The following is a 26111-nucleotide window of genomic DNA, read 5'->3' as shown; positions in this document are numbered from 1 at the left end:
GTGAAACGGTGAGCTACGCGGTGGCGACGTCACCACCTGCCGGCATCACGCGACCGGCCGACGGGGCCTGCTTGGCCGCGGCCGGCGCGGCCACCCGGGCCAGCACGTCCTCCGAGAGCTCCTCGGACCCGATCTCGTAGCCGGACTCGCCGTGGTGGATGCGGTCGACGCCGACCACCTCGTGGTCGTCGTCCACCCGGAACCCGACGGTCTTCTGCAGGACGAGGCCGATGAGGTACGTGACGACGAACGAGTAGACCAGCACCGCACCGGCACCGACGACCTGCCGCCAGAGCTGGTCGACGCCGCCGCCGAAGAACAGGCCGTCCACGCCGGCCGGAGCGTCCGCCGTGGCGAGGAAGCCGATCGCGACGGTGCCGACGAGTCCGCCGACCAGGTGCACCGCGACGACGTCGAGCGAGTCGTCGTAGCGCAGCCGGAACTTCAGGTCGACCACCAGCGAGCAGATCGCACCGGCCACGGCGCCGAGGATCAGCGAGCCGACGGGGTTCAGCGCGGAGCACGCCGGGGTGATGGCCACCAGGCCGGCCACCGTGCCCGAGGCCGCGCCCATCGACGTCGCGTGGCCGTCACGGAACTTCTCCACCGCGATCCAGGCCAGCATCGCCGCCCCCGTCGCCGCCACCGTGTTGACCAACGCGACCGCCGCGACACCGTTCGCGCCGACCGCCGAGCCGGCGTTGAAGCCGAACCAGCCGAACCACAGCAGGCCGGCGCCGAGCATCACCAGCGGCAGGTTGTGCGGACGGTGCGCGCCCTTGGCGAAGTCGCGGCGCCGCCCGAGCACCAAAGCCAGGGCGAGGCCGGCCGCGCCGGCGTTGATGTGGACCGCCGTGCCACCGGCGAAGTCGATCGCGAGCAGGCGGTCGGCGATCCAGCCGCCGTCGCCGTCGGCGAACGCGAACACCCAGTGCGCGACCGGGAAGTACACGAGCGTGCCCCAGATCGCCGCGAAGAGCAGCCAGGTCCAGAACTTCGCGCGGTCGGCGATCGAGCCCGACACCAGCGCGACGGTGATGACCGCGAACATGCCCTGGAACCCGACGAACAGCATCGACGGGATCGTGCCGGACAGCGCGTCGGGGCTCATCAGGCCCGAGAGGCCGAAGAACTCACCGGGATCGCCCAGGAGACCGCCGCCGAGGTCGGTGCCGAAGGCCATCGAGTATCCGTACAGAACCCACAGCACACTGATCACACCGAGCGCGCCGAAGCTCATCATCATCATGTTGATGACGCTCTTCGCCCGGACCATGCCGCCGTAGAACAGCGCAAGGCCCGGAGTCATGAGCATGACGAGTGCCGTGGATGCGAGTATCCAGGCGGTGTCTCCGGTATCCATGGAGTGCCGTCCCTCCCTTCCGTGCCGAGCCGCGACGTTGCGACCTCCGAACGCGGACAGCGTGTTCCCCCGGCGTTTCGCCAGGTGGCGCAGGCGGTTACAAGGTGATGTCGTCACCGGCGACGTGTGTCGGATTCGTTAATCGCGGTGTGGATCGAGGCTTCCGCCGGCCGCTCTCCTGCGGCAGGGTGGAGCGACAGACGCCGGCGTCGCCGGGGTCCTCGATGGGGAGGGTCTCGTGATCACCAGCACGATGATGGACGTTCCGCTGCAGGTGCGCCGGCTGCTCGAGCACGGCGCGACGATCCACGGTGGCAGCCGGGTGGTCACGGCCACCGGGACCGGGTCCGGGACGCACGAGACGACGTTCGCCGACATCGCCCGGGGCGCGGCCCGGCTGGCCGGCGCGCTGGCGTCGCTCGGCGTCCAGGCCGGCGACCGGGTGGCGACGTTCATGTGGAACAACCACCGCCACGTCGAGGCGTACTTCGCAGTCCCGGCCATGGGCGCGGTGCTGCACCCGCTGAACATCCGGCTGTTCCCGGAGCAGATCGCGTTCACCGCCAACCACGCGGCCGACCGCGTCGTCATCGTCGACAACTCGCTGCTGCCCGGGTTCGCCAAGCTGCTGCCGTCGCTGAAGACGGTGCGGCACGTCATCGTCGCCGGCGCTGCCGACCGCGGTGTCCTGGAGGGCACCGGCGTGGGCGCGCACGACTACGAGACGCTGCTGGCGGCGCAGCCGGTGACGTACGACTGGCCCGACGTGGACGAGCGCGCGGCCGCCGCCATGTGTTACACCTCCGGCACGACCGGCCACCCCAAGGGCGTCGTCTACAGCCACCGATCGATCTACCTGCACGCGCTGGCCGAGGCGATGCCGGACGTGTTCGACCTGTCCGCGCGCGACCTGATGCTGACCGTCGTCCCGCAGTTCCACGTGCTGGCGTGGGGGCTGCCGTACGCCGCGTTCGCGACCGGCACGTCGCTGGCCATGCCGGACCGGTTCCTCATGCCGGAGCCGCTGGCCGCGTTCGTCGCCGCGGCGCGGCCGAACAAGGGCGCCGGCGTGCCCACCGTCTGGGTGGGGCTGCTGCAGTACGTCGAGGCGCATCCGGAGGCGGACATCTCGTCACTGACCGACCTCGTGGTCGGTGGGTCGGCGATGTCCGAGGCGCTGATGCGCGGTCTGGACGCCCGCGGTATCACCGGCCTGCACGCGTGGGGAATGACGGAGATGAGCCCGCTCGGAACGTTCTCCCGGCCGCCGGCCGGCGCCGCCGAGGAGGACGTCGACGGCTACCGGCTCGCCCAGGGCCGGTTCGCCGCGCCGGTCGAGGCCCGGCTGGTCGGTCCCGACGACGAGGTGATCGACTGGGACGGCGAGTCCGTCGGCGAACTCGAGGTACGCGGCCCGTGGATCACCGGGTCGTACCACCTGGACGACGACGAGGAGCGCTTCGACGAGGGCTGGCTGCGCACCGGCGACGTCGGCACGATCACGCCGGACGGCTACCTGCGGCTCACCGATCGCGCCCGCGACGTCATCAAGTCCGGCGGCGAGTGGATCAGCTCGGTCGAGCTGGAGGGCCACCTCGCCGCACATCCCGCCGTCGTCGAGGCGGCCGTCGTCGGCGTGCCCGACGAGAAGTGGGGCGAGCGCCCGCTGGCCACCATCGTCGTCAAGGAGGGCGAGCAGGTCGACGTCGCCGAACTGCGCGACTTCCTGGCGACGAAGGTGGCCAAGTGGCAGCTGCCCGAGCGCTGGGCCGTCGTGCCGGAGATCCCGAAGACGAGCGTCGGCAAGTTCGACAAGAAGATCATTCGCGCGGCCTACGCACAGGACGACCTGAACGTCACTACGCTCGGCTGAATGCCGGTCGAGTTCGTCGGAGCCAACCCGAGCGCCACGCTCATGCGCGGGGACTCCCGCGCCGGATTCGTCTCGCTCTGGGAGGCGGAGTGGAGCGTGCGGGGCTCCGGCCTCGCCGTTCTCGTCTGGGTCGACGGCGACGACGTCGTCCGGCTGCTCACGCCCGACGCGGCCCTGGGCGGCTGGCTGTCCGACACGTTCAGCCGCTGGTTCCCGGAGCTCGAAGGGCTGCCGGAGATCGGCGAGCCGATCGAGTGCGACGTCGTCGAGTGGCACATCGGCTCCGACCACGCCCGCGCCAAGGTGATCGGCGCCGACGGCACGCGGGTCATCGCGACCATCAGCCGGCCGGTCGAGACCCGCCCCGGCGAGGCGGTCGCCTGGCAGTTGGGCGGCGTGCCGTGGACGCTGACCAACCTGCTGACCTTCTGCACCGACGCCACCCTCGAAGTGGACGGCGCCCGGGTGCTCGGGCGGCCGGAGGTCAGCGGCGCGGCCGGCCGGGCCCACTCGTCGGCGGTCATCGCCACCCACGAGACCTGGACCCGCCACGTCCCGCCGGCGGCCGGCTGACCGGCTATGCGCGGTCGTCTCTCTCGGCGCTCTCGGCGAGGGCCTTGATGGCCGCCAGCCGCGCCTCCCACGCCGTCGCCAGCTCGCTCAGGCCGTGCGCCGCCTGGGCCAGCCGCTCCGGCCGGGTCCGGTAGAGCACCTCGCGGCCCACCCGCCGGCCGCTGACCAGGCCGGCGGCGTCGAGCACGGCGAGGTGCTTGACGACCGCCTGCCGGGTCACCGGCAGCGCCTGGGACAGCGTGCTGGCGCTGGCCTCGCCGCGGTCGGCGAGCAGGTCGAGCAGCTGCCGCCGGGTCGGCTCGGCCAGCGCGACGAGCACGGCGTCGAGCAGCGACCTCATGCCGCGACGGACTCCACGTAGCCGCGCAGCTCGTCCAGCTCCAGCCGCCAGCCCTCGGCGTTCTGCTCCAGGTGCTTCGCCTGCTGGTCCGGGCCGCCGGCGAGCCGGCTGAACCCGCTCTCGATCACCCGCAGCCGCGTGCCGTCGCCGTCGGGGGTCAGTGTGAACACGACGAGGGTCGAGTTGCCGTCGCCCGGCCGCCCGTCGTCGAGCGCCCAGCGGAACGCGAACGTCGTGTACGGCTCGACGGTCTCGACGACGCCGCGCGAGACGCCGTACTCCTTCCACGTGAGCGTCAGCTCGCCGCCGGGGCGCAGGTCGATCTCCGCGCCCGCGTCAGCGAACCAGGTGCCCAGGTGCTCGGCGCGGGTGACGATCTCCCAGACCCGCTGGGGAGCGGCGGCGATGACGATGTCGCGTTCGATGCGGTCGGTGGTCATGGGTGTTCCTCCTCGGCCACCATGTGCAACCCTAGGATTGCACATGGTGGCCCCGTCGCGCAACTCGTGGGTTGCGGTTCGCCGCTGGGCTAGCGTGAGTCGCATGAGCGTGCTGATCGACACCGACTCGCTCGGCCGGCGCCTGGCCGCGGGGGAGCGCACCGTCCTGCTCGACGTCCGCTGGAAGCTCGGCGACCCGCACGGCCACGACCATTACCTGGCCGGTCACCTGCCCGGCGCGGTCTATGCCGACCTCGAGACCGAGCTGGCCGGACCGCCGTCGCCCGCGCAGGGCCGGCACCCGCTGCCCGACGTCGGCGTGCTGCAGGCGGCCGCCCGGCGGTGGGGCGTGCGCGACGGCGAGACCGTCGTCGCCTACGACCACCTCGGCGGCACGTCCGCCGCCCGGGCGTGGTGGCTGCTGCGCTGGGCCGGGCTGGCCGACGTGCGGCTGCTCGACGGCGGGCTGAGCGCGTGGACGGCGGCCGGCGGCGCGCTGGAGTCGGGTGAGGTGACGCCGCCGGAGGGGGACGTGACGCTGCGGCCGGGCGCGCTGCCGACCCTGTCCGCCGACGACGCGGCCGGGCTGGCGACCGACGGCGTGCTGCTCGACGCCCGCGCCGGCGAGCGGTTCCGCGGCGAGACGGAGCCGGTCGACCCGCGCGCCGGGCACATCCCCGGCGCACTCAGCGCTCCGACGACCGGCAACGTCGACGCGGCGGGCCGGTTCCTCAGCCCGGACGAGCTGCGCGCCCGGTTCGCCTCCCTCGGCGTCGACGGCCGCCGCCCGGTCGGCGTGTACTGCGGCTCCGGCGTCACCGCGGCGCACGAGGTCGCCGCCCTCGCCGTCGCCGGCATCGACGCGACGCTGTACCCGGGCTCGTGGTCGCAGTGGTCGTCCGACCCGGAACGCCCGATCGCCACCGGCCCCTGACCCCGCCACGCCCATCCCGGTACCGAAGTTGATCTTGGAGTTGTTCGGGTATCAATCGGTCATTTCGCGCCGCAATTGCCGAACAACTCCAAGATCAACGTGGGCGGGAGAGGAGGGCGGCGGTGATCGCGGGCTCGCGGTCCGCCAGGGCGGCGAGGGCCGAGCGGGTCCGGCCCGGCTCGCCGATCGCGGCGAGGTTCAGCAGTCCCGGGTCGCCGCGACGTTGACCGGCCTCGATGCGGTCGGCGGCCATGGTCATCCGGACGTGCACGTGGGCGAGGATCGCCTCCGGCGTGACGTCGCCGTACGCCGCGGCCATCATCCGGAGCCGCCGCGCGACGTCGCCCGCCGCCAGCTCGCGGCGCAGCGGCACCGACATCCACGCGACGAACGCGAGGTCGTCCAGCGCGACGCCCGGCCCGGCCATGTCCCAGTCGACCACGCCGACGACGCGGTCGCCGTCGGCGATCCAGTTGTAGGCGGCCGGGTCGTTGTGGCAGATGATCTCGCCGTCGACCAGCGCCCGGCGCCCGTGCCGCCACGTCACGTCGCCCGTGGGCCGGTAGCCGGCGACGGCGTCGTGGTAGCGGCGCAGCCAGCGCACGCCATCGGCCAGGAGCGCGTCGTGGACCGGTTCGTCGCGGCCGATGGTCCGGCCGGGGATCAGCCCGAGCACCTCGCGCCCCTGCTCGTCGACGCCGCGCACCTCGGGGATCGCGTCGAGGCCGGCGCCGCGCAGCTCGGCCAGCAGGGCGTGCACGGCCGGCGTCCAGGGTCCGGTCGGCCGCCGCACGGTGTCGCCGACGCGCACGGCCCCGCCCACCCGGCCACCCGGCAACGGCGTCTCGGCCTCGCTCACCGGGCCGATGCTGCCACACGCCGGACGTGGCACACTTGCACTGCCTGGAGGGCTGCCGGAGTGGCCGAACGGGGAACTCTTGAAAAGTTCTAGGGCGGGGCCCTCTCCGTCCTCATGGGTTCGAATCCCATGCCCTCCGCTTGGAACCGTCGCGGAGCACTGACACCACCGACCGTGTCGCCGACCTGGTGTCGGGGCTCGGCGTCGCCGCGCGCCCGCTGCGGGAGGCGCTGGCCGCCCTCGTCGCCGGCCCGGTCACGCTCGACGACCTCATCCGGCGGTTCGCGGTGCCGCGCCGGCTGCTCGAACGGCTGCTCGACGCGCTGAGCGGCGATCTGGAGACGACCGGCGGCCATCACACCGTGCGAACCGGTGCCCGGACGGCGTATCGGAAGCGGTTCGCGCTGGACCGCCTGGACCGGCTTGCGCTGCCGGGTCCGACGGACGCGCCGTCCGTGGCCGGCGACATGGCGCGGCGCATCGCCGACGTCGTTGCCGGCGCACCGAAGGCGGTCCAGGCGCTCGACCACGTACCCGCGACGCCGGTCACCGCGCTGCGCCGCGCGCTGTGGCTGGACGGCACGTTCGACCTCGACGACGCGACGCTCGTCTGCATCGGCGACCACGACCTGACCTCAATCGCGATGTGCCTGGTCAACCCCCGGGTACGCGTCGTCGTCGCGGACATCGACGAGGACCTGCTGGCCTACGTCGACCAGCAGGCCGCGGCCCTGGACCTACCGATCCTGACCGCCTACGCCGACTTCCGGGCCGGCCTGCCGTCGGCCGCGCGGGAGGTGGGCGACCTCGTCTTCACCGACCCGCCCTACACACCCGAAGGCGTCCGGCTGTTCCTCACCCGTGGCCTGGAGAGCCTCCGCGATCGCAGGAACGGCCGGCTGGTCATGGCCTACGGCCACGGGCGGCACCAGCCGGCGCTAGGGCTGAAGGTCCAGCGCGAGATCGTCGGCCTGTCGCTGGCCACCGAGGCGATCCTGCCGCACTTCAACCGCTATGTCGGCGCGCAGGCCATCGGCAGCGCCAGCGACCTCTACGTCTGCCAGCCGACGGCGGCCACGTGGAAGTCGCTGCCGCGCGCGGCCCAGGAGGCCGTCACCATCTACACGCACGGGCCCCAGTCGCTCGAGGGCGGCCGGCCGGACGCGCGGGACGTCATGACGGCGCTCCTGGACGCCGCCGCCGGGCCGCAGGAGCTCGAGGTCGGGGCGGTCGTCGCGCTGCAGCGGCCGTCCGGGAGCGGCGGCGCGCCGACCGGCATCGCGCTCGCGGACGTCTTCGCCGGGCGGGCGGCGGCCGCGATCCCGAACGCCCGCACGTCGGCCGTGGCGGTCCACCTCGTCGGCGACCCGAACACTTGGCTGCTCCGGACCCTGCTGGCGCTCGACGTCGAGCGGCTCGCGCTGGCGGTCCAGAACACCCACCCCGCGGTGACGTCGCAGGCGGGCCAGCAGGAGCTGCAGCGGCTGGTCGGCGCCAAGTGGCGGCTCCGGTTCCGGCGCAGCACCCCGGACTCCCGGCACGCGATCGTCGAGGCCGTCGCGGTCCCGGCCGACGGCCTGCCGCCCGCCGACATCGCCCGGCGGTTCCTCCTGGACAATGCCCACCGGCGCCTCGGGACGGCCGCCCGCGAGGCCCTCGTCAAGGCAAGCCGGCGCCTCGACGATGCACCGCTCACCAAGAACGAGGCGCGCCTGCTGGTCGACGAGTCCGGCGTGCCGCCGCGGGTGCTCGAGACGCCGCTGATCGAGCTGCCCGTGCATCGCCTCGCGTCGGTCCTCGACGCGGTCGGCGAGGTGGCCGCCGCCGAGCGGCCCGCGAATTGATCGTTTTCGCCCCCCTCGCACCGTTGTGCTCGCTAGCCTGGATGCAGGTCACGGATGGTTTCGATCGCGCAGCGCGGCGAGTTTGCTCGCCACATCACTATCGGTCAGGCATCCTTGACACAGGGTGGGGATGCGCCGGGGGCGGCGCACGAGAGACAGGTAGGAGACCATGAGCGCACAGGTGGCCATCGTCTGCGACCAATGCGGCGACCTGGGGACCTTGGGTTCGACGCCACACCACGCTCGCGCGACGCTCTCCGGCTGGACGCGCCGGCACGGGCTCGACCTGTGCCCGCTGTGCCGGATCATCGCCGAGAACCGCGCCCGGCTGGCCTCCACGGCCTGACCCTCCACGCGGGCTGACCTGCGGTCGCGTGACACACTGGGTCCGTGACACGCACGGTCTACGGCCCACCGACCCAGCTCGCGGTCCGGGGCGTCGGAGTGGGCGCCGCCGGCCTCGGCCTGGTCACCGTCTCGGTGACGATCGTGCAGGCGGCCGACCCCGCCGGCTGGCTGCGCGCCGCGCTGCTGGTGCTGCTGGCGCTGGCCGCGCTGGTGTCGCTGGTCATCCTGCTCGTCGGCGTGCTGCGGGTGTTCGGCCGCGGCACCAGGCTGGTGCTCGACGACGACGGCTTCGTCAACGCGACGGGGTTCGGTGTCGGGCGGCGGGTGCCGTGGCGCGACGTCCGCAAGGTGCAGACCGACGGCGCCATCGTCTCCGTCGACCTCTCCGGCGGCCGGCAGAGCCTCATCCGCACCGCGGCCATCGACGTCGAGCCGCGGGTGCTGGCGCGGGAGCTGCGCGGCCGGCTCAACCAGGACCGAGGCTACCGTCCGCTCTCGGGCCAGGACGACCTCGGCTGAACGCATAGCGGCCCGGCCGGCCGGGCACACTGAGATGAGTGCGTAGATCCCTGCTCCTGCTGACGATCGCCGCTCTGGCGACCGCCGGGTGCGCCGCTACCGGTGGTGGCGGCGCCGACGAGGGACGCACACCGGTGGCGCCGTGGTCGGCGGGTTCGGAGCCGGCCGGACCGGACGCGGTCCGCACGCCGTCGCCGTCGGCCCCCGACGCGACGCCCACGCCGAGCCCCACACCCACGCAGAGCCCGACGCCCACGCCGTCGGCCACCCTGCCCGGCGGCGGGACGACGATCCTGCCCGACCATCGGCTGGTCGGCTTCGCCGGCGGCCGGTCGCCGGCGTTCGGGCGGCTCAGCGTGGACGGCCTGGACGCCGCGGCCGCGCAGATCGACGCCATCGCCGCCGAGTACGACGGCGACGGCCGCACCATCCTGCCGGTGTTCGAGCTGATCACCGTCATCGCACATGGGTCACCCGCGGCCGACGGGCTGTACCGCACGCACGAGCCCGACGAGGTCATCGCGGCGTACCTGGCGGCGGCCCGGCGACACGGCGCGCTGCTGCTGCTCAACGTCCAGCCCGGCCGCGCCGACTTCCTGGCCGAGGTGACCCGGCTGGAGCCGTGGCTGCGGGAGCCCGACGTCGGACTGGCGCTGGACCCGGAGTGGGCGGTCGGGCCGAACGAGGTGCCGGGCGACGTCTACGGCAGCACGACCGGCGCCGAGCTGGACTCCGTCGCCGCCTACCTGTCGGCGCTGGTCGCCGAGCACGGCCTGCCGGAGAAGGTCATGGTGTTCCACCAGGTGCATTCGTCGGTCGTCGAGGACGAGGCGGCGCTGCTGCCGCACCCGGGTGTCGTCACCATCAAGAGCGTCGACGGCATCGGGAGCCGCGCCGACAAGGAGCGGACCTGGACCACCCTCATGAGCACCAAGCCGCCGCACGTCGCTCCCGGCTTCAAGCTGTTCTTCGAGGAGGACGTCGCGCAGGGGCCGCTGATGACGCCTGCCGAGGTCCTGGGACTGGCGCCGACGCCTGACTACGTGCTGTACGAGTGAGTCAGCAGACCGCGCCGGCGTCGACCGGCTCGTCGGCCGCGGGCTCGTCGGTGGCGTCGCCGCCCGGCGTCTCTTCGGTCGACTCGTCGGTCTGCGTCTCGGCGTCGCCGGAGGCCTGCTGGACCGCCGCACCGGACCGGTCGTCGCTGGCGTCGTCCGCGCTCTGCCCGGTCGCCTCGGTGGTGTCCTCGGGCGGCGTCGTCTCGCCGGCGTCCGGCGTGGCCGGGCTGTCCGGGGTGTCGGCCAGGATCTCCTGGATGCGCGTGTGCAGCAGGTCGTAGTCGGGGTCGCTGGACGTGGTGCCCATGCTGCCGAAGAACTCGTTGTCGAGCGTCAAGCTCTCCAGCGGCTGCGAACGAACCTTCCCCATGAGCTCGATCAGCGCTGGGAACAGGTCGGCCGGCACGTCGGAGGTGATGATGTCGCCGGCCGCCGACGCCAGGCTCTGGTACTGGCTGAGCAGCGTGGCGGGGTCGACCTTGTCGACGATGGCGTTCATGACACAGCGCTGCCGCTCCATACGCTCGTAGTCGTCGCTGCCGCAACGCGAGCGGGCGAACCAGAGCGCCTGGAAGCCGTCGAGGTGCTGGTTGTCGCCCTGCTGGATGTAGCCGTTGGCCTCGGTGCAGGTGCCGTCGGGGAGGCTCTTGTTGCCCCACGGGATGTCGCGCGGCACGTTGACGGTGATGCCGCCGAGCGCGTCGACCACCGCCTCGAAGCCGGCGAGGTCGACCATGACGAAGTAGTCGACGTCGACGCCGAGCGCGCCCTCGACCGCCCACTTGGTGGCGTCGGCGCCGGGGTCGCCGACGCCCTCGAACACCTCGGGGTGGTCGCGCGGGACGTTGGCGTAGACGGCGTTGAGCATCCACTCGAGCGGGTCGCCGCCGCCGGTGAACCCGTCGGGATAGGCGTCGGCGAGCGGGGTGCCCTCGGGGAACGGGAAGCCCTGCAGGTTACGTGGCAGCGAGATCATCGTCGTCGCGCCGGACTCGGTGTCGATGCTGGCGAGGATCTGGGTGTCGGGACGCAGTCCGGTGCGGCCCTCGCCGGCGTCGCCGCCGAGGAAGAGCACATTCAGCCGCGGCTTGTCCGCCCACGGGTCGGCCAGGTCGACCTCCGGGGTGGTGTTGCTGGAGCCGCTGGAGGAGATGTTGCCGACCAGCTCACGCTGCGTGAATGCGTACCTGGAACCGACCGCCATCGGCGCGACGACCACCGACGCGCTGACGACGACCACGAGGGCGCCGGCCAGCCGCTTGCCGGTGGGCAGCCCGTCCGGCTCCAGCGACCGGTGACTGCCGAGGGCGATGAGCAGCCAGGCCACCGCGCCGGCCGCAAGCGCCGTCCCGAGGATGAGCATCATCTGGCGGTCGCCGCCGTACGACGCCAGCTCGGTGGGCGGGACGAGGATGACGACGGCGAGTCCGAGGACGAAGATGGCGCCCAGGATCACCAGCACGGTGGTGCCGAGCCGGCGCTTGCCGGCGGCGATCAACCCGGTGCCGGGGATCAGCGAGCCGAGCGCCGTCAGGCCGATGAACCTGCCGTAGCGCTGGTTGCGCTCGTTCCGGCGCGACTGCAACCGGGCGCGTCGAGCACCTTGAGCTCGTCGGGCACGCTGCACCGGCCGGTCACCCCTCCTCGCTCTCACGTCGTCAGCTCTCATGATCCGCTCTATTCGCCGAAGCCAGGATAATCACACCGCGGCCCGCCCCAACCGGACGTCGGCGCAACCGCCTGTGTAACACGACGCCCGAACGCGCCCAGAAGTTGCCTACGTGACCACGGTCACGGCGTCAGCAGCGCTCTGACGTCGGCATCCTCGACCTGGGTGAAATCGTCGTACCACTCGCCCACGGCGTTGAACGTCACCGGGATCCGCAGCACCACCACGGCGTCGACGACGGCCGCGAGCTCGTCGACGGTGTCCTGCGGCCCCACCGGCACCGCGACGACGACGCTGTGCGGCGCCGGTTCCGCTGTCGCGAGCAGCTCGGCCGCCGCCCGCATCGTCGCGCCGGTCGCGATGCCGTCGTCGACCAGGACGACGGTCCGGCCGGCCAGCCGCAGCGGCGGACGGTCGCCGCGGAGCAGCCGTTCGCGGTCCCGGGCGGCGTCCTGGGCGTTCCGGAAGACCGTCTCGACCTCGTCGGGGCGCAACCGGATGCGGCGTGCGACCTCACCGTTGATCACGCGATGCCCCGACGTCGTGACGGCGCCCAGCGCGAGCTCCGGCTGCCACGGCACGCCGACCTTGCGCACCACCAGCACGTCGAGCTCCCCGCCCAGCGCAGCGGCCACCGGCGCCGCGACGGTCACCCCGCCGCGCGGCAGCCCCAGCACCAGTACGTCCCCGACGTCGCCGAGCTGCTCCTGGACCGCCGCGCCCAGCTGCTCACCGGCCTCTCGACGATCGCGCCAGGCTCGCTCGCGAGATCTCACACCACCTGACTTTGCCGTCTCCGGCGCCGGAACGGTAGCCTTGCGTCGCCCGGGTGTTCCATTCGGGCATGGAGGCGTCGCCTAGCCCGGTTTATGGCGCCCGCCTGCTAAGCGGGTTGAGGGCTCACACCCTCTCGCGGGTTCAAATCCCGCCGCCTCCGCACCACCAGTACGAGTACCGAGGGCCGGTCCGAACCAGGACCGGCCCGACGTGCGTCCGGTCTCGGTGAGAACGAACGCGCGCGGAATGGGGTCCGATTCGTGGGCGCCTGCCACGCTGGGACAGGCCGGCGCACGTCGCCCCCAAGCCCCAACCACCGGCGGACCCTCCCCCGTTGATCTTGGAGTTGTTCGGCCATTGTGGGGTGGTATGTCCGATAGATGGCCGAACAACTCCAAGATCAACGAAAGGGTGGGGGCGATCACGCGAGGGTCGGCCCACAGGCGGGGCCGCGTAGGACGACCCATTCGGGCTCGTCATCGCGGACCTGCCAGCCGAGCAGCCGCCGGTAGAAGCCGGCGAGGGCACGGGGTTCGGGAGCGCCGAGGACGAATCCGGACAACTCGAGCGTGGGAGCGGTCGACATCGAGGCCACCTTCCGACGGCGGTGTTCCTCGACCGTTACCCCGTCGGCCATCGAGTTCCCACCTCGTCTGTTGCTAGGGTCGGACCGCTTCGACGTGCTCACGAGAGGTATCCGCAGGTGATCACTTCGTCCAAGCGGTCCGCGGTTGCGGCTGCCCTGATTCTGTCCGCCGGCGCGCTGGCCGGGTGCGGTGGCGACGACGACGCCGACGCGGCCGGGGAGGTCACGCCGACGCCGGCCTGGGACTCCACGCCCGCCGACCCTGCACCGAACCCCGCCGACGGGGAGACTCCGGCGGCCACGGAGGCGGCCGACGGCGCCGCGGAGGAGGAGCCGGCGGCCGCGCCCGGTCAGCCGGCGGAGGGCGGCGAGGAATCGGCCGGCCAGCCGCCGGGCGGCACGCCGGGCGATGCCGCGGGTGCACCGGCCGACGACGACGGTAGCGACGCCGGGGCCGAGCAGCCACCGCCCGATCCGGGCGGCACCGACGACCCGCCGCCGGCCGACCCTGTGGCGCAGGCGATCGACGCGTGCGCGCTCGGAGCCGCAGCGATCGCGGGAGTGCTAGGGGCGAACCCGACGCCCGAGGACATCTCCGACCCGGCCGACTTCGGCCCGGCCTGCGCCTGGACGGGCACGACCGGCCACGAGCTGATCGTCGACGTCTCTACGTTCGACGACTGGGTCAGCGCGGCCGACATCCCCGGCGGCGGCGCCGAGGGCGTCGCCGACCTCGGCACCGAGGCGTGGGCGTCGCTGAGCGCGCCGTCGAACCTGCAGGTCGCCTGGCGTCGCGACGACGTCTCGGTGACGCTGGCCGCCAGCCTCGGCAACGGCGGCACCGAATTGGTCGACGTCGCGCGCATCATCGACGCCGCGCTGCTGGCAGCCGGGTACTAGCTGATCACGTAATCGTCGCCGACCGCGGCCTGCAGGTCGTCCTTCGTGACGTCCGGCTCGGGCGAGGTCAGGTGCCAGCGATGGCCGAACGGGTCGTACAGCCAGCCCCCGCGGCCGTGCGGTGAGTCGGTGACCGGCCAGTCGACGGTGGCACCGGCCGCGACCGCCCGCTCGAACAGGCCGTCCACGTCGCCGACCTCGAGCACCAGCGACACCGACGACCGGCCCGGGTCGGGCGCGTAGACGCCGCCCTCCGGCCACTCGTCGGCGATCATGATGCGGGCGCCCTCGACGGTGAACTCGGCGTGGCCGATGGCGCCGGTCTCCGGGTCGGTCCAGCGGCTCGTCTCGACCGCGCCGAACGCCGCGGCGTAGAAGTCCAGGGCGGCGGCGGCGTTCTTGGCACAGAGATACGGAGTGACGGTCGCCATGGGTCTCCTTCCAGCGGACCCCACGCTAGACCCCAGCCCGTGATCATCAACCTTCTGCGCCGTGATGGCGCCTGTGATGGCGACGCAGAAGGTTGGTGATCACGGCCGACGGATCCGTCACATGCCCAGGCGCGCCTTGAGGCCGTCGAGCTCGGCCCAGAGCAGCGTCGGCAGGTCATCGCCGAACTTCTCGAACCACTCGGCGATGCCAGGCACCTCGGCCCGCCACTCCTCGGGGTCGACCTCGAGGCACTTGGCAAGCTGCTCCGCCGTCAGGTCGAGGCCGGTGATGTCCAGCGACTCCGGCGTGGGTACGTGGCCGATCGGCGTCTCCGTCGCGGCGGCCAGACCCTCCATCCGCTCGACGACCCACTTGAGGACGCGGCCGTTCTCGCCGAAGCCGGGCCAGAGGAAGCCGCCGTCGTCGTCGCGGCGGAACCAATTGACGTAGAAGATCTTCGGCAGCTTGATCGCATCGGCGTCCTTGCCCATGGCGATCCAGTGGGCGAAGTAGTCGCCGCCGTTGTAGCCGATGAAGGGCAGCATCGCCATCGGGTCGCGCCGGACGACGCCCACCTGGCCGGCCGCTGCCGCCGTCGTCTCCGACGACAGCGTCGCGCCCATGAAGACGCCATGCGTCCAGTCGCGTGCCTCGGTGACCAGCGGGATCGTCGTCGCCCGGCGACCGCCGAACAGGATCGCCGAGATCGGGACGCCGCGCGGGTCGTCGTACTCCGGCGCGATGATCGGGCACTGGGTGATCGGCGTGCAGAACCGCGAGTTCGGGTGCGAAGAGGTGTCCGGCGACTGCGGATTCCATGACTGGCCGCGCCAGTCGGTCAGGTGCGCCGGCGGCTCCTCCGTCATGCCCTCCCACCAGATGTCGCCGTCGTCGGTGAGCGCGACGTTGGTGAAGACACTGTTGCCGCGGTCGATGGTGCGCATCGCGTTCGGGTTGGTCTTCTGGCCGGTCCCGGGCGCGACACCGAACAGGCCGTACTCCGGATTGAGCGCGTAGAGGCGGCCGTCGTCGCCGAATCGCATCCAGGCGATGTCGTCGCCGAGCGTCTCGACCTTCCAGCCGGGGATGGTCGGCTCGAGCATCGCCAGGTTGGTCTTCCCGCAGGCGGACGGGAACGCGGCGGCGATGTAGTGGACGGTTCCGTGAGGTGCGGTGAGCTTGAGGATCAGCATGTGCTCGGCCAGCCAGCCCTCGTCGCGGGCCATGACGCTGGCGATGCGCAGCGAGTAGCACTTCTTGCCCAGCAGCGAGTTGCCGCCGTAGCCGGAGCCGTACGACCAGATCATCCGCTCCTCGGGGAACTGGGTGATGAACTTGGTCTCGTTGCACGGCCAGGGCACGTCCTGCCGGCCCGGTTCCAGCGGCGCGCCGACGGAGTGCAGGCACGGTACGAAGTCGGCGTCGTCGCCCATCGCCTCGAGGACGTGGGCGCCCATGCGGGCCATGATCCGCATCGACACCGTCACGTACGGCGAGTCGGTCAGCTCGACGCCGAACATCGGGTTCGCCGCGGTCAGCGGGCCCATGCAGAACGGGATGACGTACATGGTGCGGCCGCGCATCGAGCCCCGGTAGAGCTCGGTCATCTCGGCCTTCATCTCGTTCGGGTCGCGCCAGTTGTTCGTCGGCCCCGCGTCCGCCTCGTCGACCGAGCAGATGAACGTGCGCTCCTCGACCCGGGCCACGTCCGTGGGGTCGGTGCGGGCCCAGAACGAGTTCGGCTTCTTCTCCGGGTTCAGCCGGGTGAGGGTGCCCGCTGTGACGAGCTCGTCGGTGAGGGCGGTCCATTCCTCGTCGGACCCGTCGCACCAGTGGATCCGGTCCGGCTGGGTCAGCTCCGCGACCTCGCGGACCCAGGCGAGCAGGCGGGCGTGAGACGTAGGCGCGTCGTCGAGATCGTGTGCTGCTCCGGGTTCGGCGAACGTCGTCATGTAGCGGTCACCCTCTTCGTGTCGGTGCGCGCAGTCGGCCCTGCAGCGCGTTCCGGGTATGCGGAAGCCGCCCTGTCTCAGGCCATTCGGAGACGGGCGGTGTTCCGCGGGGATGCTCAGCACGCTAGGACCGGCATCTCAGTTACTGGAACCGAGGGCGGGGTGATCAGGACCACATGGGACGCCAAAATTCGGGACAAAACGGGCACTGGTACGTACGTCACCCCACCAGATCCCGATGGTGGTACGTACCAGGGCGCGCCGCTGCTGTGGGTCAGACGACCGCGCCCGAGCGGATGACGGTGCGCCTTTTCTCGGTCCACAGCAGCGACGCGTCCGTGAACGGGTCGCCGTCGAACAGGACGACGTCGCCGGCCGCGCCTGCGCCGATCCGGCCGAGGTCGTCGTGGCCCAGCAGCTGCGCGTTGACCGACGTGGCCGACCGCAGCGCGTCGAGCACGCCGAGCACGTCGACCTGCAGCCGCAGCCCGATCAGCTGGTCGTCCTCGAGGTCGCCCATGAGGTCGGTGCCGAAGCCGATGCGGACGCCGGCGCTCCTCGCCAGCTCGATGGCGTGCTTCCCGGAGTCGAGCACCTCGCGGTTCTTCGCCTGGGAGATCGGGTTCAGCCCGAGCGCGCCGCCGCGCCGGTCCAGCGCGTCGTACGCCGCCAGCGTCGGCACCAGGAACGCGTCGTGATCGGCCATCAGCTGGGCGGTCGCCTCGTCGAGCAGGTTGCCGTGCTCGATCGAGCGGACGCCGTTGCTGACAGAGTGCTCGATCGCCTCCGGCGAGTAGGCGTGCGCGGCGACGTACGACCCGCGGCGGGCCGCCTCGTCGGTGATCGCGCGGACCTCCTCGGGGCTGTACTGCGGCCGGCGGATCGGGTCGGTCAACGACACCACGCCGCCCGACGTCATGATCTTGATCGCGTGGGCGCCGCGGCGGAACCGCTCGCGGACCGCGCGCCTGACACCGTCGACGCCGTCGACGATCTCGGACATGTGCGAGTGACCGACGCAGAGGTCACGGTCGCCCGGACGGGGGTCGCCGTGGCCGCCGGTCTGGGAGAGGGCGGGACCGGTGTAGAAGTAGCGGGGCGCGGCGACGAGGCCCTCGTCCAGCGCGCGGGCGAGGCCGGGGTCGCCCCCCGCGACGTCGCGGATCGTCGTGAAACCGCGGCGCAGGGCATTGTTCAAGCGCCGGGCCGCCTTGAGCGCGACGTAGCTCAGCGGGTTCGACTCGATGCGGACCATGTCCAGGCCGACGCCGTACGCATGGCAGTGCGCGTCGATGAGCCCGGGAACGACGGTTCCGCCGTCGGCGTCGAGCATGGTGGCCGGCGGGCCGGTGTGTTCGGTGGTCTCCGGGTCCACGATGACACCGTCGACGATGTGGACGTCGCCCTCGGTGAGCTCGGCCGAGAAGCCGTCGAAGATGCGCGCGTTCGTGATGGTCAAGCTGGCCGGCTGCTGGCCCATGGGCGGTCACCCTTCTCGTGTCGTTGTGTCATGTCACACGCTATAGGTGCTGTCCGTGCTGGTGGCAGGCAGTCGAGTCGGCGGCGACGTTATCCGATTTCGGCCTCGCCGCTCCGACCGGTACACTCGGTCACCGGTCCGCTTCATGACGGATCGAGCGCCCGTAGCTCAACGGATAGAGCATCTGACTACGGATCAGAAGGTTAGGGGTTCGAATCCCTTCGGGCGCGCACCCTGAAACCCCAGGCCAGAGCGGTACCCGCCTGGGGTTTCTCCATGTCTGTTGCCTAGCGCAGCGACTCGATCGCGCTGATGAAGCGGCTTCGGCCGGCGACGACGCCCCAGAGGCTGTCGCATAAGTCCAAGGTGTTGATTGTCAAGCGGAAGATTTACGACCAGGCCCCGGCGTCCACGGCCTCACGGACGACGTCGCGGAAGTCGCGGGCCCGGCGGCCGAGGGCGCGCTCGACGCCATCGGAGAGGTAGGCGTCGATGCCGCGGCGGATCGGGCTGACGGCGATCGCGTACTCCTCGGCGTCGGCCTCGGACCAGCCTTGCTCCACCAGTTCGCGCACGAAGTCGCCGTGCTCGACGTGCGTGTAGCGGACGTCGCGGCCGGTCGCCGCCGCGATCTCCGCGACCGCCTCGGACATCGTCAGGGCGCGCGGGCCGGACAGCTCGTAGGTCTGCCCGACATGACCGTCGTCGATCAGTGCCGCCACGGCGACCGCGGCGATGTCATCGGCATCGACGAAGCTCGCGGCGCCGTCGCCGGCGGGCAGCCGCAGGTCGCCGGCCAGCACGGCGTCGCGGAAGAAGCCCTCGCTGAAGTTCTGCGCGAACCACCCCGGCCGCAGGATCGTCCAGTCGACCGCGGCCGGGCGCAGCGCCGCCTCGCCGTCGACGTGCGCGTTGCCTTCCATCAGGTGAGCGGGCAGGTAGTCGGGCACGTCGACGCCGCGGCCGGAGAGCAGCACGATCCGCTCGACACCGCTGCGGATCGCGGCGTCGACGAACGGGCGGGTGAGCTGGGCCCCGTCGTACGGCACCACGAACGCCGAGCGCACGCCGTCGAGCATGGCCGGCCAGGTGGCCGCGTCGGTCCAGTCGAACGGCGGGGTGCTGGTGCGGCCGGCATGCCGCGCGGGCACGCCGAGGTCGTCGAGACGGGCGGCGACCCGACGGCCGACCTTGCCGGTGGCGCCGGTGAGAAGAATCGTCATGCCGCCAGCCAATCGCCGTCCGGCTGGACTCTGAATGGTTCAGAAGCTCCGATCCATGCGGCGTCGTCTACGCTCGCGGGATGGACGCACTGAGCGAGCTGCTCGACGGGGTCCGGGCCAGGGGCGCGCTGATCGGGCGGACGGTACTCGCCCCGCGCTGGTCGGTGCGGTTCGCGACGGGCGCCGAGCTGACGCTGCTTGCCGTCATCGACGGAACCGCCTGGCTCCTGCCACCCGACGGTGACCCGGTGCGGGTCGGCGCCGGTGACGTCGCCGTCGTCCGCGGGCCGGAGCCGTTCACCGTCGCCGTCGACCCCGCCGCGCGACCCGAGGACGCGATCAAGCTCGCCGACTATTGCGCATGGAGCGTCCGGGCCGGCGCTGCCGGGCGGACCTGCGACCCGGGTGCCGACGGCGACACCGTCCTGCTCACCGGGACCTACGACGGCGCCGCCGGCATCAGCGAACGGCTGCTCGACGCGCTGCCGCGGATCCTGGTGATCGCCGAGGCCGACTGTCCGTGCCCGATGCTCGACGTCGTCGCCGACGAGATCGCCGCGGACCGGCCCGGCCAGCAGGTCGTGCTCGACCGGCTGCTCGACCTCATGCTGGTCTCGACGCTGCGCGGCTGGTTCGACCGGCCGCAGGCGCGGGCGCCGCACTGGTACGGGCGGCTGGGCGACTCACCGGTCAGCCGCGCGCTCCGGCTCCTGCACGACGACCCCGGCCGGGCGTGGACGGTCGGCTCGCTGGCCGCGGCGGCCCGGGTATCGAGGGCGCTGCTGGCCCGCGAGTTCACCGCCCAGGTGGGCGAGCCGCCGATGAGCTACCTGACCGGTTGGCGGCTGTCGATGGCCGCCGACCTGCTGCGCGAGACCGACGCGACGATCGAGAGCATCGCCCGCCGGGTCGGCTACGGCAGCGCGTTCGCCCTCAGTGCCGCGTTCAAGCGGCGCCGCGGGCTGACGCCGTCACAGCACCGTACGGTCAGCCGGCCAGCGCGGCGTCGGACCGCGACCGCCGCGGATCGGCGGATGTCCCCAGCAGGCTGACGCCTTCGTCGTAGGCCGCTCGGCCGAGGGGGCGGCGCCGCTCCAGCTGATCGAGCTGCACGTCGTTGGGCTGGAGCGAGCGCCGCACCACGTCCGCCGAGTCGAGCCGCAGGGCGGCGGCGGGCTGCGTCGACGCGACCGGCGGTCCTCTGGCATCAGTCCATCGGCGTCACCTGCCGCACGGCACAGGCGGTCCGGGTGAGGTCGCGGAAGTCGATCTGCTCGCCGCCGCCGAAGACCCGGATCGCGACTCCGGGTTCGGCCAGCCAGAACAGTTCGCCGATGTCGGAGAAGCCGGGCCCGTCGGGGTGGGCGAACGGCTCCGTCGCCCAGCCGGCGGGGTCGCGTTCGAGGTACTCGACCAAGAACTCCCGGACCGCCGCCACGTCGGTGAAGAACGGGCTGCGCATGACCGTGATCTGGAGATCGACCCGGTACGACTCGTCGGGGTACGGGCCGGACTCCCAGACACGTGACCGGAAGCCGACGTCCTCCCATTCGTACACGAAGTCCGTGGCCAATGGTCCGAGGCCTGGTGGTACCCAGCCGAGCACGAAGCCGTCGAGCTCCTGGCGATGCCGTGGCGGCGGCATGGGTCTGCAGTCGGCGGTCCGGCTCGCGATGGCGGGCGCCTTCGTCGCCGCCGGTGCGACGCCCGCCGGGCTCGCCGCCGGCGGCCCGGCGGCGGCGGACGCCGCGGCTACCATCGAACCTCCCGCGACCAGCGCGGCAACCGTGAGACCGCACACCGCGGCACCCTTGATGAGCTGCATGAATAGAGTCCTCTCCCACGACGATGACGAGGCCGGAAGCCCCGGCCCGGCCGCCCGGCCGGACCCCTTCATCGTTCGCCGAGCCCGCCCCGCCCGCTCCCGCCGAAACCGGAAATGTGGACGAGTGAGCAGATCGGTACGGGCTGTGGACAAATCTGTCCGCGTGGCGGCCCGCCGGTCGCGAACCGGTGGCGGTTACGATCCGCTGTGATCGGCAAGTCTCTGGGGGAAGGCGACGCGGTGGGCGCGCTCCGGGCCCCCGCCGTCTCGATGGGTGCGGGAGTAGGGAATCGATGCCGCTGACGCTGCGCTATGCCGCGCGCTCCGACGTCGGCCTGGTCCGGGAGGGGAACGAGGACTCCGGCTACGCCGGGCCTCACCTCCTGGCGGTCGCCGACGGCATGGGCGGCCACGCAGCGGGTGAGGTCGCCAGCCGGGCGGCCATCGACGAACTCGTCAACGCCGACCAGATGCCCGACGGCGACCCGATCGACGTGCTCTCAGCGGCCGTCAGCGCCGCCAACGGCCGCATCAACGACATGGCGCGCTCCGACCCGTCCCGCGCCGGCATGGGGACGACGTCGACGGCGCTGCTGTGGAACGGCGTCCAGCTGGCGCTCGGCCACATCGGCGACTCTCGCGCCTATCTGCTGCGCGACGGCTCACTGACCCAGATCACGCGCGACCACACGTTCGTCCAGTCGCTGGTCGACGACGGTCGCATCACCCCGGAGGACGCCCGCGAGCATCCCGCGCGCTCCGTCGTGACGAAGGTGTTGCAGGGCCAGTCGCCGATCCATCCGGACTACTCGATCATCGACGTGCAGGCCGGCGACCGGGTGCTGATCTGCAGCGACGGGCTGTCCGACGTCATCACCGACCACGACATCGAGACGACTCTGGCCGGCGCCCACACCGTCGACGACGCCGCCGACCAGCTCATCGCGATGGCGCTCGATGCCGGAGCGCCCGACAACGTCACCGTCGTCATCGGCGAGCTCGTAGAGGCCGACACCGCCGGCACCGACGCGACCGCCGAGACGTTCATCGTCGGATCGGCCGCGGAAAGCATCGAGGACGGCCGGTCCCCGGAGTTCCACGAGGACCCCGAGACCATGCGCTACGCGCCCCGCGCGCCACGGCGACGCCGGCGGCGGTGGCTGCGGCCGGCGCTCGCGGTCGCCGCCGTGATGGTGGTCGGCTGGGCCGGCCTGACGTACGCCAACGGCTGGGTCCGCGACCAGTACTACATCGGCGTCAGCGGCGGCCAGGTCGCGATCTACCAGGGTGTCCGGCATGAGCTCGGCCCCGTGCACCTGTCCGAGCTGTACGACGTGCCAGGCGGCCTGCCGCTGGAGGCGCTGCCGACGGTCTACCGCGACGAGGTCGGAGAGACGATCGCCGCCGACGACCTCGACGACGCGGAGCAGGTGATCCACACGCTGCGGTTGCGCGCCTGCCGGGCGCACCAGCGCGAGACGACGCAGACGAACGCCGGCGATGAGTCGCTCAGCGACGACGTCGGCTTCCCCGGCCTGCTCTGCTCCGAGTGACCGGCGGCCCGTCAGCGATCCTCCGGCGTGCTCCGGCGGCGACCGATGGGGTGCGATCAGACCAGCACGACCTTGCCCGTCGTCCGGCGGGCTTCGAAGGCGGTGTGGGCGTCGGCCGCGCGGTCGAGGGGAAAGCGCTGCACCACCGGGACCAGCCGTCCGGCGGCGGCCTCGGCCAGTGCGCGAGTCTCCAGCCCGCGCAGGAACCCGGGCCGGCCGACCTGGTGCCGGCTGATCGGCCACGTCGCGGTGAGCCCGCGCTCGACGAGGTCGGTGGACGTGAACGGGACCACTTCGCCGGACGACCAGCCGAACATCACCAGCCGGCCGCGGACGCCGAGCAGGTCCATCGCCGCGCGCCCCAGTGTGCCTCCGACGCCGTCGAGGACGACGGTCACCTCGCGGTCGCCTAGGGCGGCGCGGACCCGCTCCGGCCAATCGGAGACGGTGTAGTCGGCGACGTGGGTGGCGCCGAGCTCCCGGACCCGCGCAATCTTCTCCGCACCGCCGGCGACCCCGACGACGACGGCGCCGGCGTTGCGGCCGGCCTGGACGAAGAGGCTGCCCACCCCACCCGCCGCCGCAGTCACCAGAACCACGTCAGCCGAGGTCAGAGCAGCTGCGTCCAGCACGCCGACCGCCGTCCGCCCGGTGCCGATCATCGCGACGGCGGCGTCGGCCGCCAGACCGTCGGGCACCACGTGCAGCGACTCGACCGGCGCCACCGCCAGCCGCGCGTACCCGGCGCCGGCACCGCCGAGGTGGGCCACGACCCGCCGGCCGACCCAGGCCGGGTCGACCCCGTCGCCGACGGAGTCCACCGTGCCGGCCACCTCGCGGCCGGGGATCGACGGCAGCGCCGGAAGCGGCAGCGGACCGCCGCCCTGCCCGGACCGCAGCGTCGTGTCGATCAGGTGCACGCCGCTGGCCTCGACGGCGACGCGGACCTGGCCCGCCGCCGGCACCGGATCGGGCACCTCCTCGTAACGCAGGTTCTCGGCCGGGCCGAATTCGTGCAGACGGATCGCGTGCATTGGGTCACCTCGAGTGTGAGCTTCGCGTGCTTGGGCTTGGCGTGTGTCGCCGCTACGCTAAAACCTGAAGCAAAGTTCAGGTCAAGTCGTCGAGGGGACGCCGCCGTGGACACCGTCGCGTGGAACAAGTCCGAACTGACCGTCGGCGAGCTGTCGAAACGCAGCGGCGTCGCGGTGTCGGCGCTCCACTTCTACGAGCGGCAAGGCCTCATCACGTCCCGGCGCACCTCGGGCAACCAGCGACGATACAAGCGGGCGGCGCTGCGACGGGTCGCGCTGATCCGGATCGCCCAGCGGGTCGGCATCCCGCTCGCCGAGATCAACCGCGCGCTGTCCAACCTGCCCGACGGCCGCACCCCGAACCAGGAGGACTGGGAGCAGCTCTCTCGTCAGTGGCGGGCCGACCTCGACGAGCGCATCCTGCGGCTGCAGCAGCTGCGCGACGACTTCACCGACTGCATCGGCTGCGGCTGCCTGTCGCTGCGCCGGTGCGCGCTGGCCAACATGCACGACGAGCTGGGCGAGCACGGTCCCGGCCCGCGCCGGCTGATCGAGGACGGCCCCGCCTCCGCCTGCGGCGTCTGAGCACCCGGTCAGTCCGAGGTGCCGAGGACCTGTTCGCAGCCAAGCAGCAGGACACCGGCGCTCCACGCGTGCGACAGCGTCAGCACCATGCCCTTCGGCTGGAAGCACTCGGTCTGGTAGTAGCGCTCGGTGATCATGCCGCGGTACGAGTTCAGCTCGCCGTCGGCGGTCGCGAGCAGCTGGCGGAAGCAGGTGAGCGCCTCGTCGGCCCGCTCGCGGTAGTGCGGGTCGCCCGTCGCCGCCGACAGCTCGGCCAGCTCCCCGGTGCAGACCAGGCCGTACGCGTGCACGTGCTGGTTCGACGGCGACGCCTGGTCGCCGCCGCGCGTGGCGAACCCGTAGACGCCGAGCGGCGTGCGCGGGGTGAACCTCACGTTGTAGGTGTAGCGGAACGTGAGCATCCAGTCCGCCGCCCGCCGGGCGAGGTCGAGCCAGCGCGCATCGCCGGTGCGCCGGTGCAGCGCGACGTACGCCATCACCGCGGCATAGCCGTCCTCCGACGTCGGCGCGAGGTCGACGTCCTCCGGGGCGCCGTGGATGAACTCACGCTCGACGAACTGCGCGTAGTACTCGCCGGCCCGGACCGCCGCCGCCAGGTACGAGCCGTCGTCGTCCAGCGTGGCGGCCTCGCAGAACGCCGCGATCCAGGTCAGCCCGGACGCCCCCGCCCACGACAGCACCCGCCCGTCCTCCGCGTGGTGGACGGAGCCCAGGTTGCCGTCGGCGCGCTGACGGCCGCGGACGACGTCGAGGTTGGAGCGGGCGGCCGCCACCCACGACTCCCGAGCGTCGGCGGCGCGCACCGACAGCGCCCGCAGCAGGAACAGCGTCGCCTCGCCGAGGGTCCGCGCATGCAGGCCGTCGCGGATCGGCGTCCAGCTCTGGGTCCAGCCGCCCGCACGCTCCCAACGTCCCCAGAACGTGCCCGACGGCGACAGGTTGGCGCAGCAGAAGTCGATGACCCGCGTCGCGGCGTCCACGGCCGCCGCGGAGCCCACCCGCCGGCCGTGCGCCAGCAGCGCGTACGCCCACGGGATGCCGCTCACCCAGCCGACGTGCATGGCTTGGCGGTCGACGGGGCGGCCGTCGCCGCCGGTGACTTCGCGGTCGAAGCCGACGGTCTCGAGCAGCACGCCGGGGTCGGGATCGTAGTGCCAGCGGACGAGGCCCTCTGCGGCGATCTCGGCCGCCTCCGGCACCGTCACCCACGGAGTGACGGGATGCAGGAGCCGGTTCTGCTCGTAGACCGCGCGCAGGATCGGCGCGTACGCATGACGGTCGGCCGGCAGCGACGCGGCGGCGGCCCGCAGCTCGATCCGTTCACCGGGCTGCCAGGTGTACGTCGCCGCCTGCGCGGGCAGCGGCGTCCCGGACCCGTAGTAGGTGACCGGATCCTCGCGGAACGGGAACACGACGTGGACGTCGGCGACTGTGCCGCGGTGCGCGAACCCGATGCCGGCCGGGCCGCAGGGCGACGCCTCAGCCGTCGCGACCACGACGCCGCCCGAGTCGCCCCAGGCGAACGCCGCCGCCGTGGCCGCACGGTCGGACCGGAACGACCAGTGGTCGCTCACCATGCCGGCCGGGTCGTCCGCGCCGGCCTCGAACCGCGGGAACCGGCGGTCGCAGTCGACGGGGCGGTTCTCACCGTAGAAGAGACCGGGGATCAGCCACCACGGATCCGTAGCGTCGGCGACCGTCGCGACCAGCCGGACGTGTCCGGTGAATGCGGCCGGCGACGCGTTCAGCACCGACAGCGCGATCTCGTGCAGCCCGGTCGCCGACGGCGCGCCGATCTTCACCTCGACCGTGAACGGGCCGGCGGTCAGCTCGTCGACAGCCATGTTCCCCGCGACGGCCGCGCTCCCGGCGACGGCGCCGCTCGCGTCGAGCACGTCCAGCCGCAGCGCGGGCGGCGTCGGCCCGCCGGCCTCAGCCGCCATG

General features: G+C 72.5%; 25 protein-coding genes and 3 tRNA genes. 14 read left to right on the top strand and 14 right to left on the bottom strand.

The window, feature by feature from the left end:
• Window positions 1–13 precede the first annotated feature (13 nt).
• Window positions 14–1363 carry an ammonium transporter gene (locus tag E1262_RS03365; protein WP_132101620.1) on the bottom strand — a complete coding sequence of 450 codons (1350 nt, stop codon included), beginning with the start codon at window positions 1361–1363 and terminating at the stop codon, window positions 14–16.
• Between the two features lie 241 nt (window positions 1364–1604).
• On the opposite strand from E1262_RS03365, the gene E1262_RS03360 reads away from it, so the two are divergent.
• Together E1262_RS03360 and E1262_RS03355 are read left to right on the top strand one after the other, a co-directional pair.
• Window positions 1605–3236, top strand: coding sequence for a long-chain fatty acid--CoA ligase (locus tag E1262_RS03360; protein ID WP_132101711.1), 1632 nt, complete (start codon window positions 1605–1607; stop codon window positions 3234–3236).
• Window positions 3237–3809 (top strand): hypothetical protein, encoded by a 573-nt coding sequence (locus E1262_RS03355; protein ID WP_132101619.1) that lies wholly within the window; start codon window positions 3237–3239, stop codon window positions 3807–3809. It begins immediately after the preceding gene.
• Between the two features lie 4 nt (window positions 3810–3813).
• On the opposite strand, the gene E1262_RS03350 is transcribed toward E1262_RS03355, so the two are convergent.
• Together E1262_RS03350 and E1262_RS03345 are read right to left on the bottom strand one after the other, a co-directional pair.
• Window positions 3814–4149: an ArsR/SmtB family transcription factor gene (locus tag E1262_RS03350; RefSeq protein ID WP_132101618.1), complete on the bottom strand. Its 336-nt coding sequence runs from the start codon at window positions 4147–4149 to the stop codon at window positions 3814–3816.
• Entirely contained in the window at window positions 4146–4589 is a 444-nt protein-coding gene (locus tag E1262_RS03345) for an SRPBCC family protein (RefSeq protein ID WP_132101617.1), read from the bottom strand. Before E1262_RS03345 ends, E1262_RS03350 begins: the two co-directional genes overlap by 4 nt.
• 103 nt (window positions 4590–4692) lie before the next feature.
• On the opposite strand from E1262_RS03345, the gene E1262_RS03340 reads away from it, so the two are divergent.
• Entirely contained in the window at window positions 4693–5523 is an 831-nt protein-coding gene (locus E1262_RS03340; RefSeq protein WP_203453494.1) for a sulfurtransferase, read from the top strand.
• A gap of 94 nt (window positions 5524–5617) precedes the next feature.
• Here E1262_RS03340 and E1262_RS03335 read toward each other — a convergent pair whose 3' ends face one another.
• Window positions 5618–6382: a phosphotransferase gene (locus tag E1262_RS03335; RefSeq protein WP_132101615.1), complete on the bottom strand. Its 765-nt coding sequence runs from the start codon at window positions 6380–6382 to the stop codon at window positions 5618–5620.
• A 46-nt stretch (window positions 6383–6428) separates the two neighbouring features.
• Here E1262_RS03335 and E1262_RS30155 point away from each other — a divergent pair.
• From E1262_RS30155 to E1262_RS03320, 5 genes are all read left to right on the top strand, one after another.
• Window positions 6429–6521, top strand: a tRNA-Ser gene (locus E1262_RS30155).
• 1 nt (window position 6522) lies between these two features.
• Window positions 6523–8226, top strand: coding sequence for a bis-aminopropyl spermidine synthase family protein (locus tag E1262_RS03330; RefSeq protein ID WP_132101614.1), 1704 nt, complete (start codon window positions 6523–6525; stop codon window positions 8224–8226).
• A 169-nt stretch (window positions 8227–8395) separates the two neighbouring features.
• Window positions 8396–8572 (top strand): hypothetical protein, encoded by a 177-nt coding sequence (locus E1262_RS30150; protein ID WP_157524198.1) that lies wholly within the window; start codon window positions 8396–8398, stop codon window positions 8570–8572.
• Window positions 8573–8616: 44 nt separating this feature from the next.
• Window positions 8617–9093 carry a hypothetical protein gene (locus E1262_RS03325; RefSeq protein ID WP_132101613.1) on the top strand — a complete coding sequence of 159 codons (477 nt, stop codon included), beginning with the start codon at window positions 8617–8619 and terminating at the stop codon, window positions 9091–9093.
• A 38-nt stretch (window positions 9094–9131) separates the two neighbouring features.
• Window positions 9132–10151: a hypothetical protein gene (locus tag E1262_RS03320; RefSeq protein WP_132101612.1), complete on the top strand. Its 1020-nt coding sequence runs from the start codon at window positions 9132–9134 to the stop codon at window positions 10149–10151.
• 1 nt (window position 10152) lies between these two features.
• Here the strand turns inward: E1262_RS03320 and E1262_RS31615 are convergent, their stop codons facing one another.
• Together E1262_RS31615 and E1262_RS03310 are read right to left on the bottom strand one after the other, a co-directional pair.
• Complete coding sequence (locus E1262_RS31615; protein WP_132101611.1) at window positions 10153–11736, bottom strand: LCP family protein; 1584 nt, start codon at window positions 11734–11736, stop codon at window positions 10153–10155.
• Window positions 11737–11942: 206 nt separating this feature from the next.
• On the bottom strand, window positions 11943–12596 hold the full coding sequence (locus E1262_RS03310; protein WP_132101610.1) for a phosphoribosyltransferase: 654 nt from the start codon (window positions 12594–12596) through the stop codon (window positions 11943–11945).
• Between the two features lie 70 nt (window positions 12597–12666).
• On the opposite strand from E1262_RS03310, the gene E1262_RS03305 reads away from it, so the two are divergent.
• Window positions 12667–12757, top strand: a tRNA-Ser gene (locus E1262_RS03305).
• Between the two features lie 261 nt (window positions 12758–13018).
• Here E1262_RS03305 and E1262_RS30145 read toward each other — a convergent pair.
• Window positions 13019–13183, bottom strand: a complete 165-nt coding sequence (locus E1262_RS30145; RefSeq protein WP_162605750.1) for a VOC family protein — start codon at window positions 13181–13183, stop codon at window positions 13019–13021.
• A gap of 117 nt (window positions 13184–13300) precedes the next feature.
• Between E1262_RS30145 and E1262_RS03300 the strand changes: the two genes are divergently transcribed.
• A complete protein-coding gene (locus E1262_RS03300; protein ID WP_132101609.1) occupies window positions 13301–14083 on the top strand; it encodes a hypothetical protein in 783 nt (260 codons plus the stop codon).
• Here E1262_RS03300 and E1262_RS03295 read toward each other — a convergent pair.
• From E1262_RS03295 to E1262_RS03285, 3 genes are all read right to left on the bottom strand, one after another.
• Entirely contained in the window at window positions 14080–14514 is a 435-nt protein-coding gene (locus tag E1262_RS03295; protein WP_132101608.1) for a VOC family protein, read from the bottom strand. The two genes, E1262_RS03300 and E1262_RS03295, sit on opposite strands and share 4 nt — an antisense overlap.
• Before the next feature lie 117 nt (window positions 14515–14631).
• Window positions 14632–16467 carry a phosphoenolpyruvate carboxykinase (GTP) gene (locus tag E1262_RS03290; protein WP_132101607.1) on the bottom strand — a complete coding sequence of 612 codons (1836 nt, stop codon included), beginning with the start codon at window positions 16465–16467 and terminating at the stop codon, window positions 14632–14634.
• A gap of 274 nt (window positions 16468–16741) precedes the next feature.
• Complete coding sequence (locus E1262_RS03285) at window positions 16742–17947, bottom strand: metal-dependent hydrolase family protein (RefSeq protein ID WP_132101606.1); 1206 nt, start codon at window positions 17945–17947, stop codon at window positions 16742–16744.
• A gap of 157 nt (window positions 17948–18104) precedes the next feature.
• Here E1262_RS03285 and E1262_RS03280 point away from each other — a divergent pair.
• A tRNA-Arg gene (locus E1262_RS03280) sits at window positions 18105–18177 on the top strand.
• Between the two features lie 159 nt (window positions 18178–18336).
• Here the strand turns inward: E1262_RS03280 and E1262_RS03275 are convergent.
• A complete protein-coding gene (locus E1262_RS03275) occupies window positions 18337–19170 on the bottom strand; it encodes an NAD(P)H-binding protein (RefSeq protein ID WP_132101605.1) in 834 nt (277 codons plus the stop codon).
• Window positions 19171–19250: 80 nt separating this feature from the next.
• Between E1262_RS03275 and E1262_RS03270 the strand changes: the two genes are divergently transcribed.
• A complete protein-coding gene (locus tag E1262_RS03270; RefSeq protein ID WP_132101604.1) occupies window positions 19251–20222 on the top strand; it encodes an AraC family transcriptional regulator in 972 nt (323 codons plus the stop codon).
• A gap of 155 nt (window positions 20223–20377) precedes the next feature.
• Here the strand turns inward: E1262_RS03270 and E1262_RS03265 are convergent, their stop codons facing one another.
• Complete coding sequence (locus E1262_RS03265; RefSeq protein ID WP_132101603.1) at window positions 20378–20995, bottom strand: hypothetical protein; 618 nt, start codon at window positions 20993–20995, stop codon at window positions 20378–20380.
• A gap of 293 nt (window positions 20996–21288) precedes the next feature.
• Between E1262_RS03265 and E1262_RS03260 the strand changes: the two genes are divergently transcribed.
• Entirely contained in the window at window positions 21289–22548 is a 1260-nt protein-coding gene (locus tag E1262_RS03260) for a Stp1/IreP family PP2C-type Ser/Thr phosphatase (protein WP_132101602.1), read from the top strand.
• Between the two features lie 56 nt (window positions 22549–22604).
• Here the strand turns inward: E1262_RS03260 and E1262_RS03255 are convergent, their stop codons facing one another.
• On the bottom strand, window positions 22605–23582 hold the full coding sequence (locus tag E1262_RS03255; RefSeq protein WP_132101601.1) for a zinc-binding dehydrogenase: 978 nt from the start codon (window positions 23580–23582) through the stop codon (window positions 22605–22607).
• A 105-nt stretch (window positions 23583–23687) separates the two neighbouring features.
• On the opposite strand from E1262_RS03255, the gene soxR reads away from it, so the two are divergent.
• Window positions 23688–24167 (top strand): redox-sensitive transcriptional activator SoxR, encoded by a 480-nt coding sequence (soxR, locus tag E1262_RS03250; RefSeq protein WP_132101600.1) that lies wholly within the window; start codon window positions 23688–23690, stop codon window positions 24165–24167.
• A gap of 8 nt (window positions 24168–24175) precedes the next feature.
• Here soxR and E1262_RS03245 read toward each other — a convergent pair whose 3' ends face one another.
• A complete protein-coding gene (locus tag E1262_RS03245) occupies window positions 24176–26110 on the bottom strand; it encodes a YyaL domain-containing protein (protein WP_132101599.1) in 1935 nt (644 codons plus the stop codon).
• Window position 26111 lies beyond the last annotated feature (1 nt).

The organism is Jiangella aurantiaca, from assembly GCF_004349105.1.
Lineage (GTDB): Bacteria > Actinomycetota > Actinomycetes > Jiangellales > Jiangellaceae > Jiangella > Jiangella aurantiaca.
Note: the sequence above shows the minus strand (reverse complement) of the source record. Positions and strands in the feature narration are given on the sequence as shown.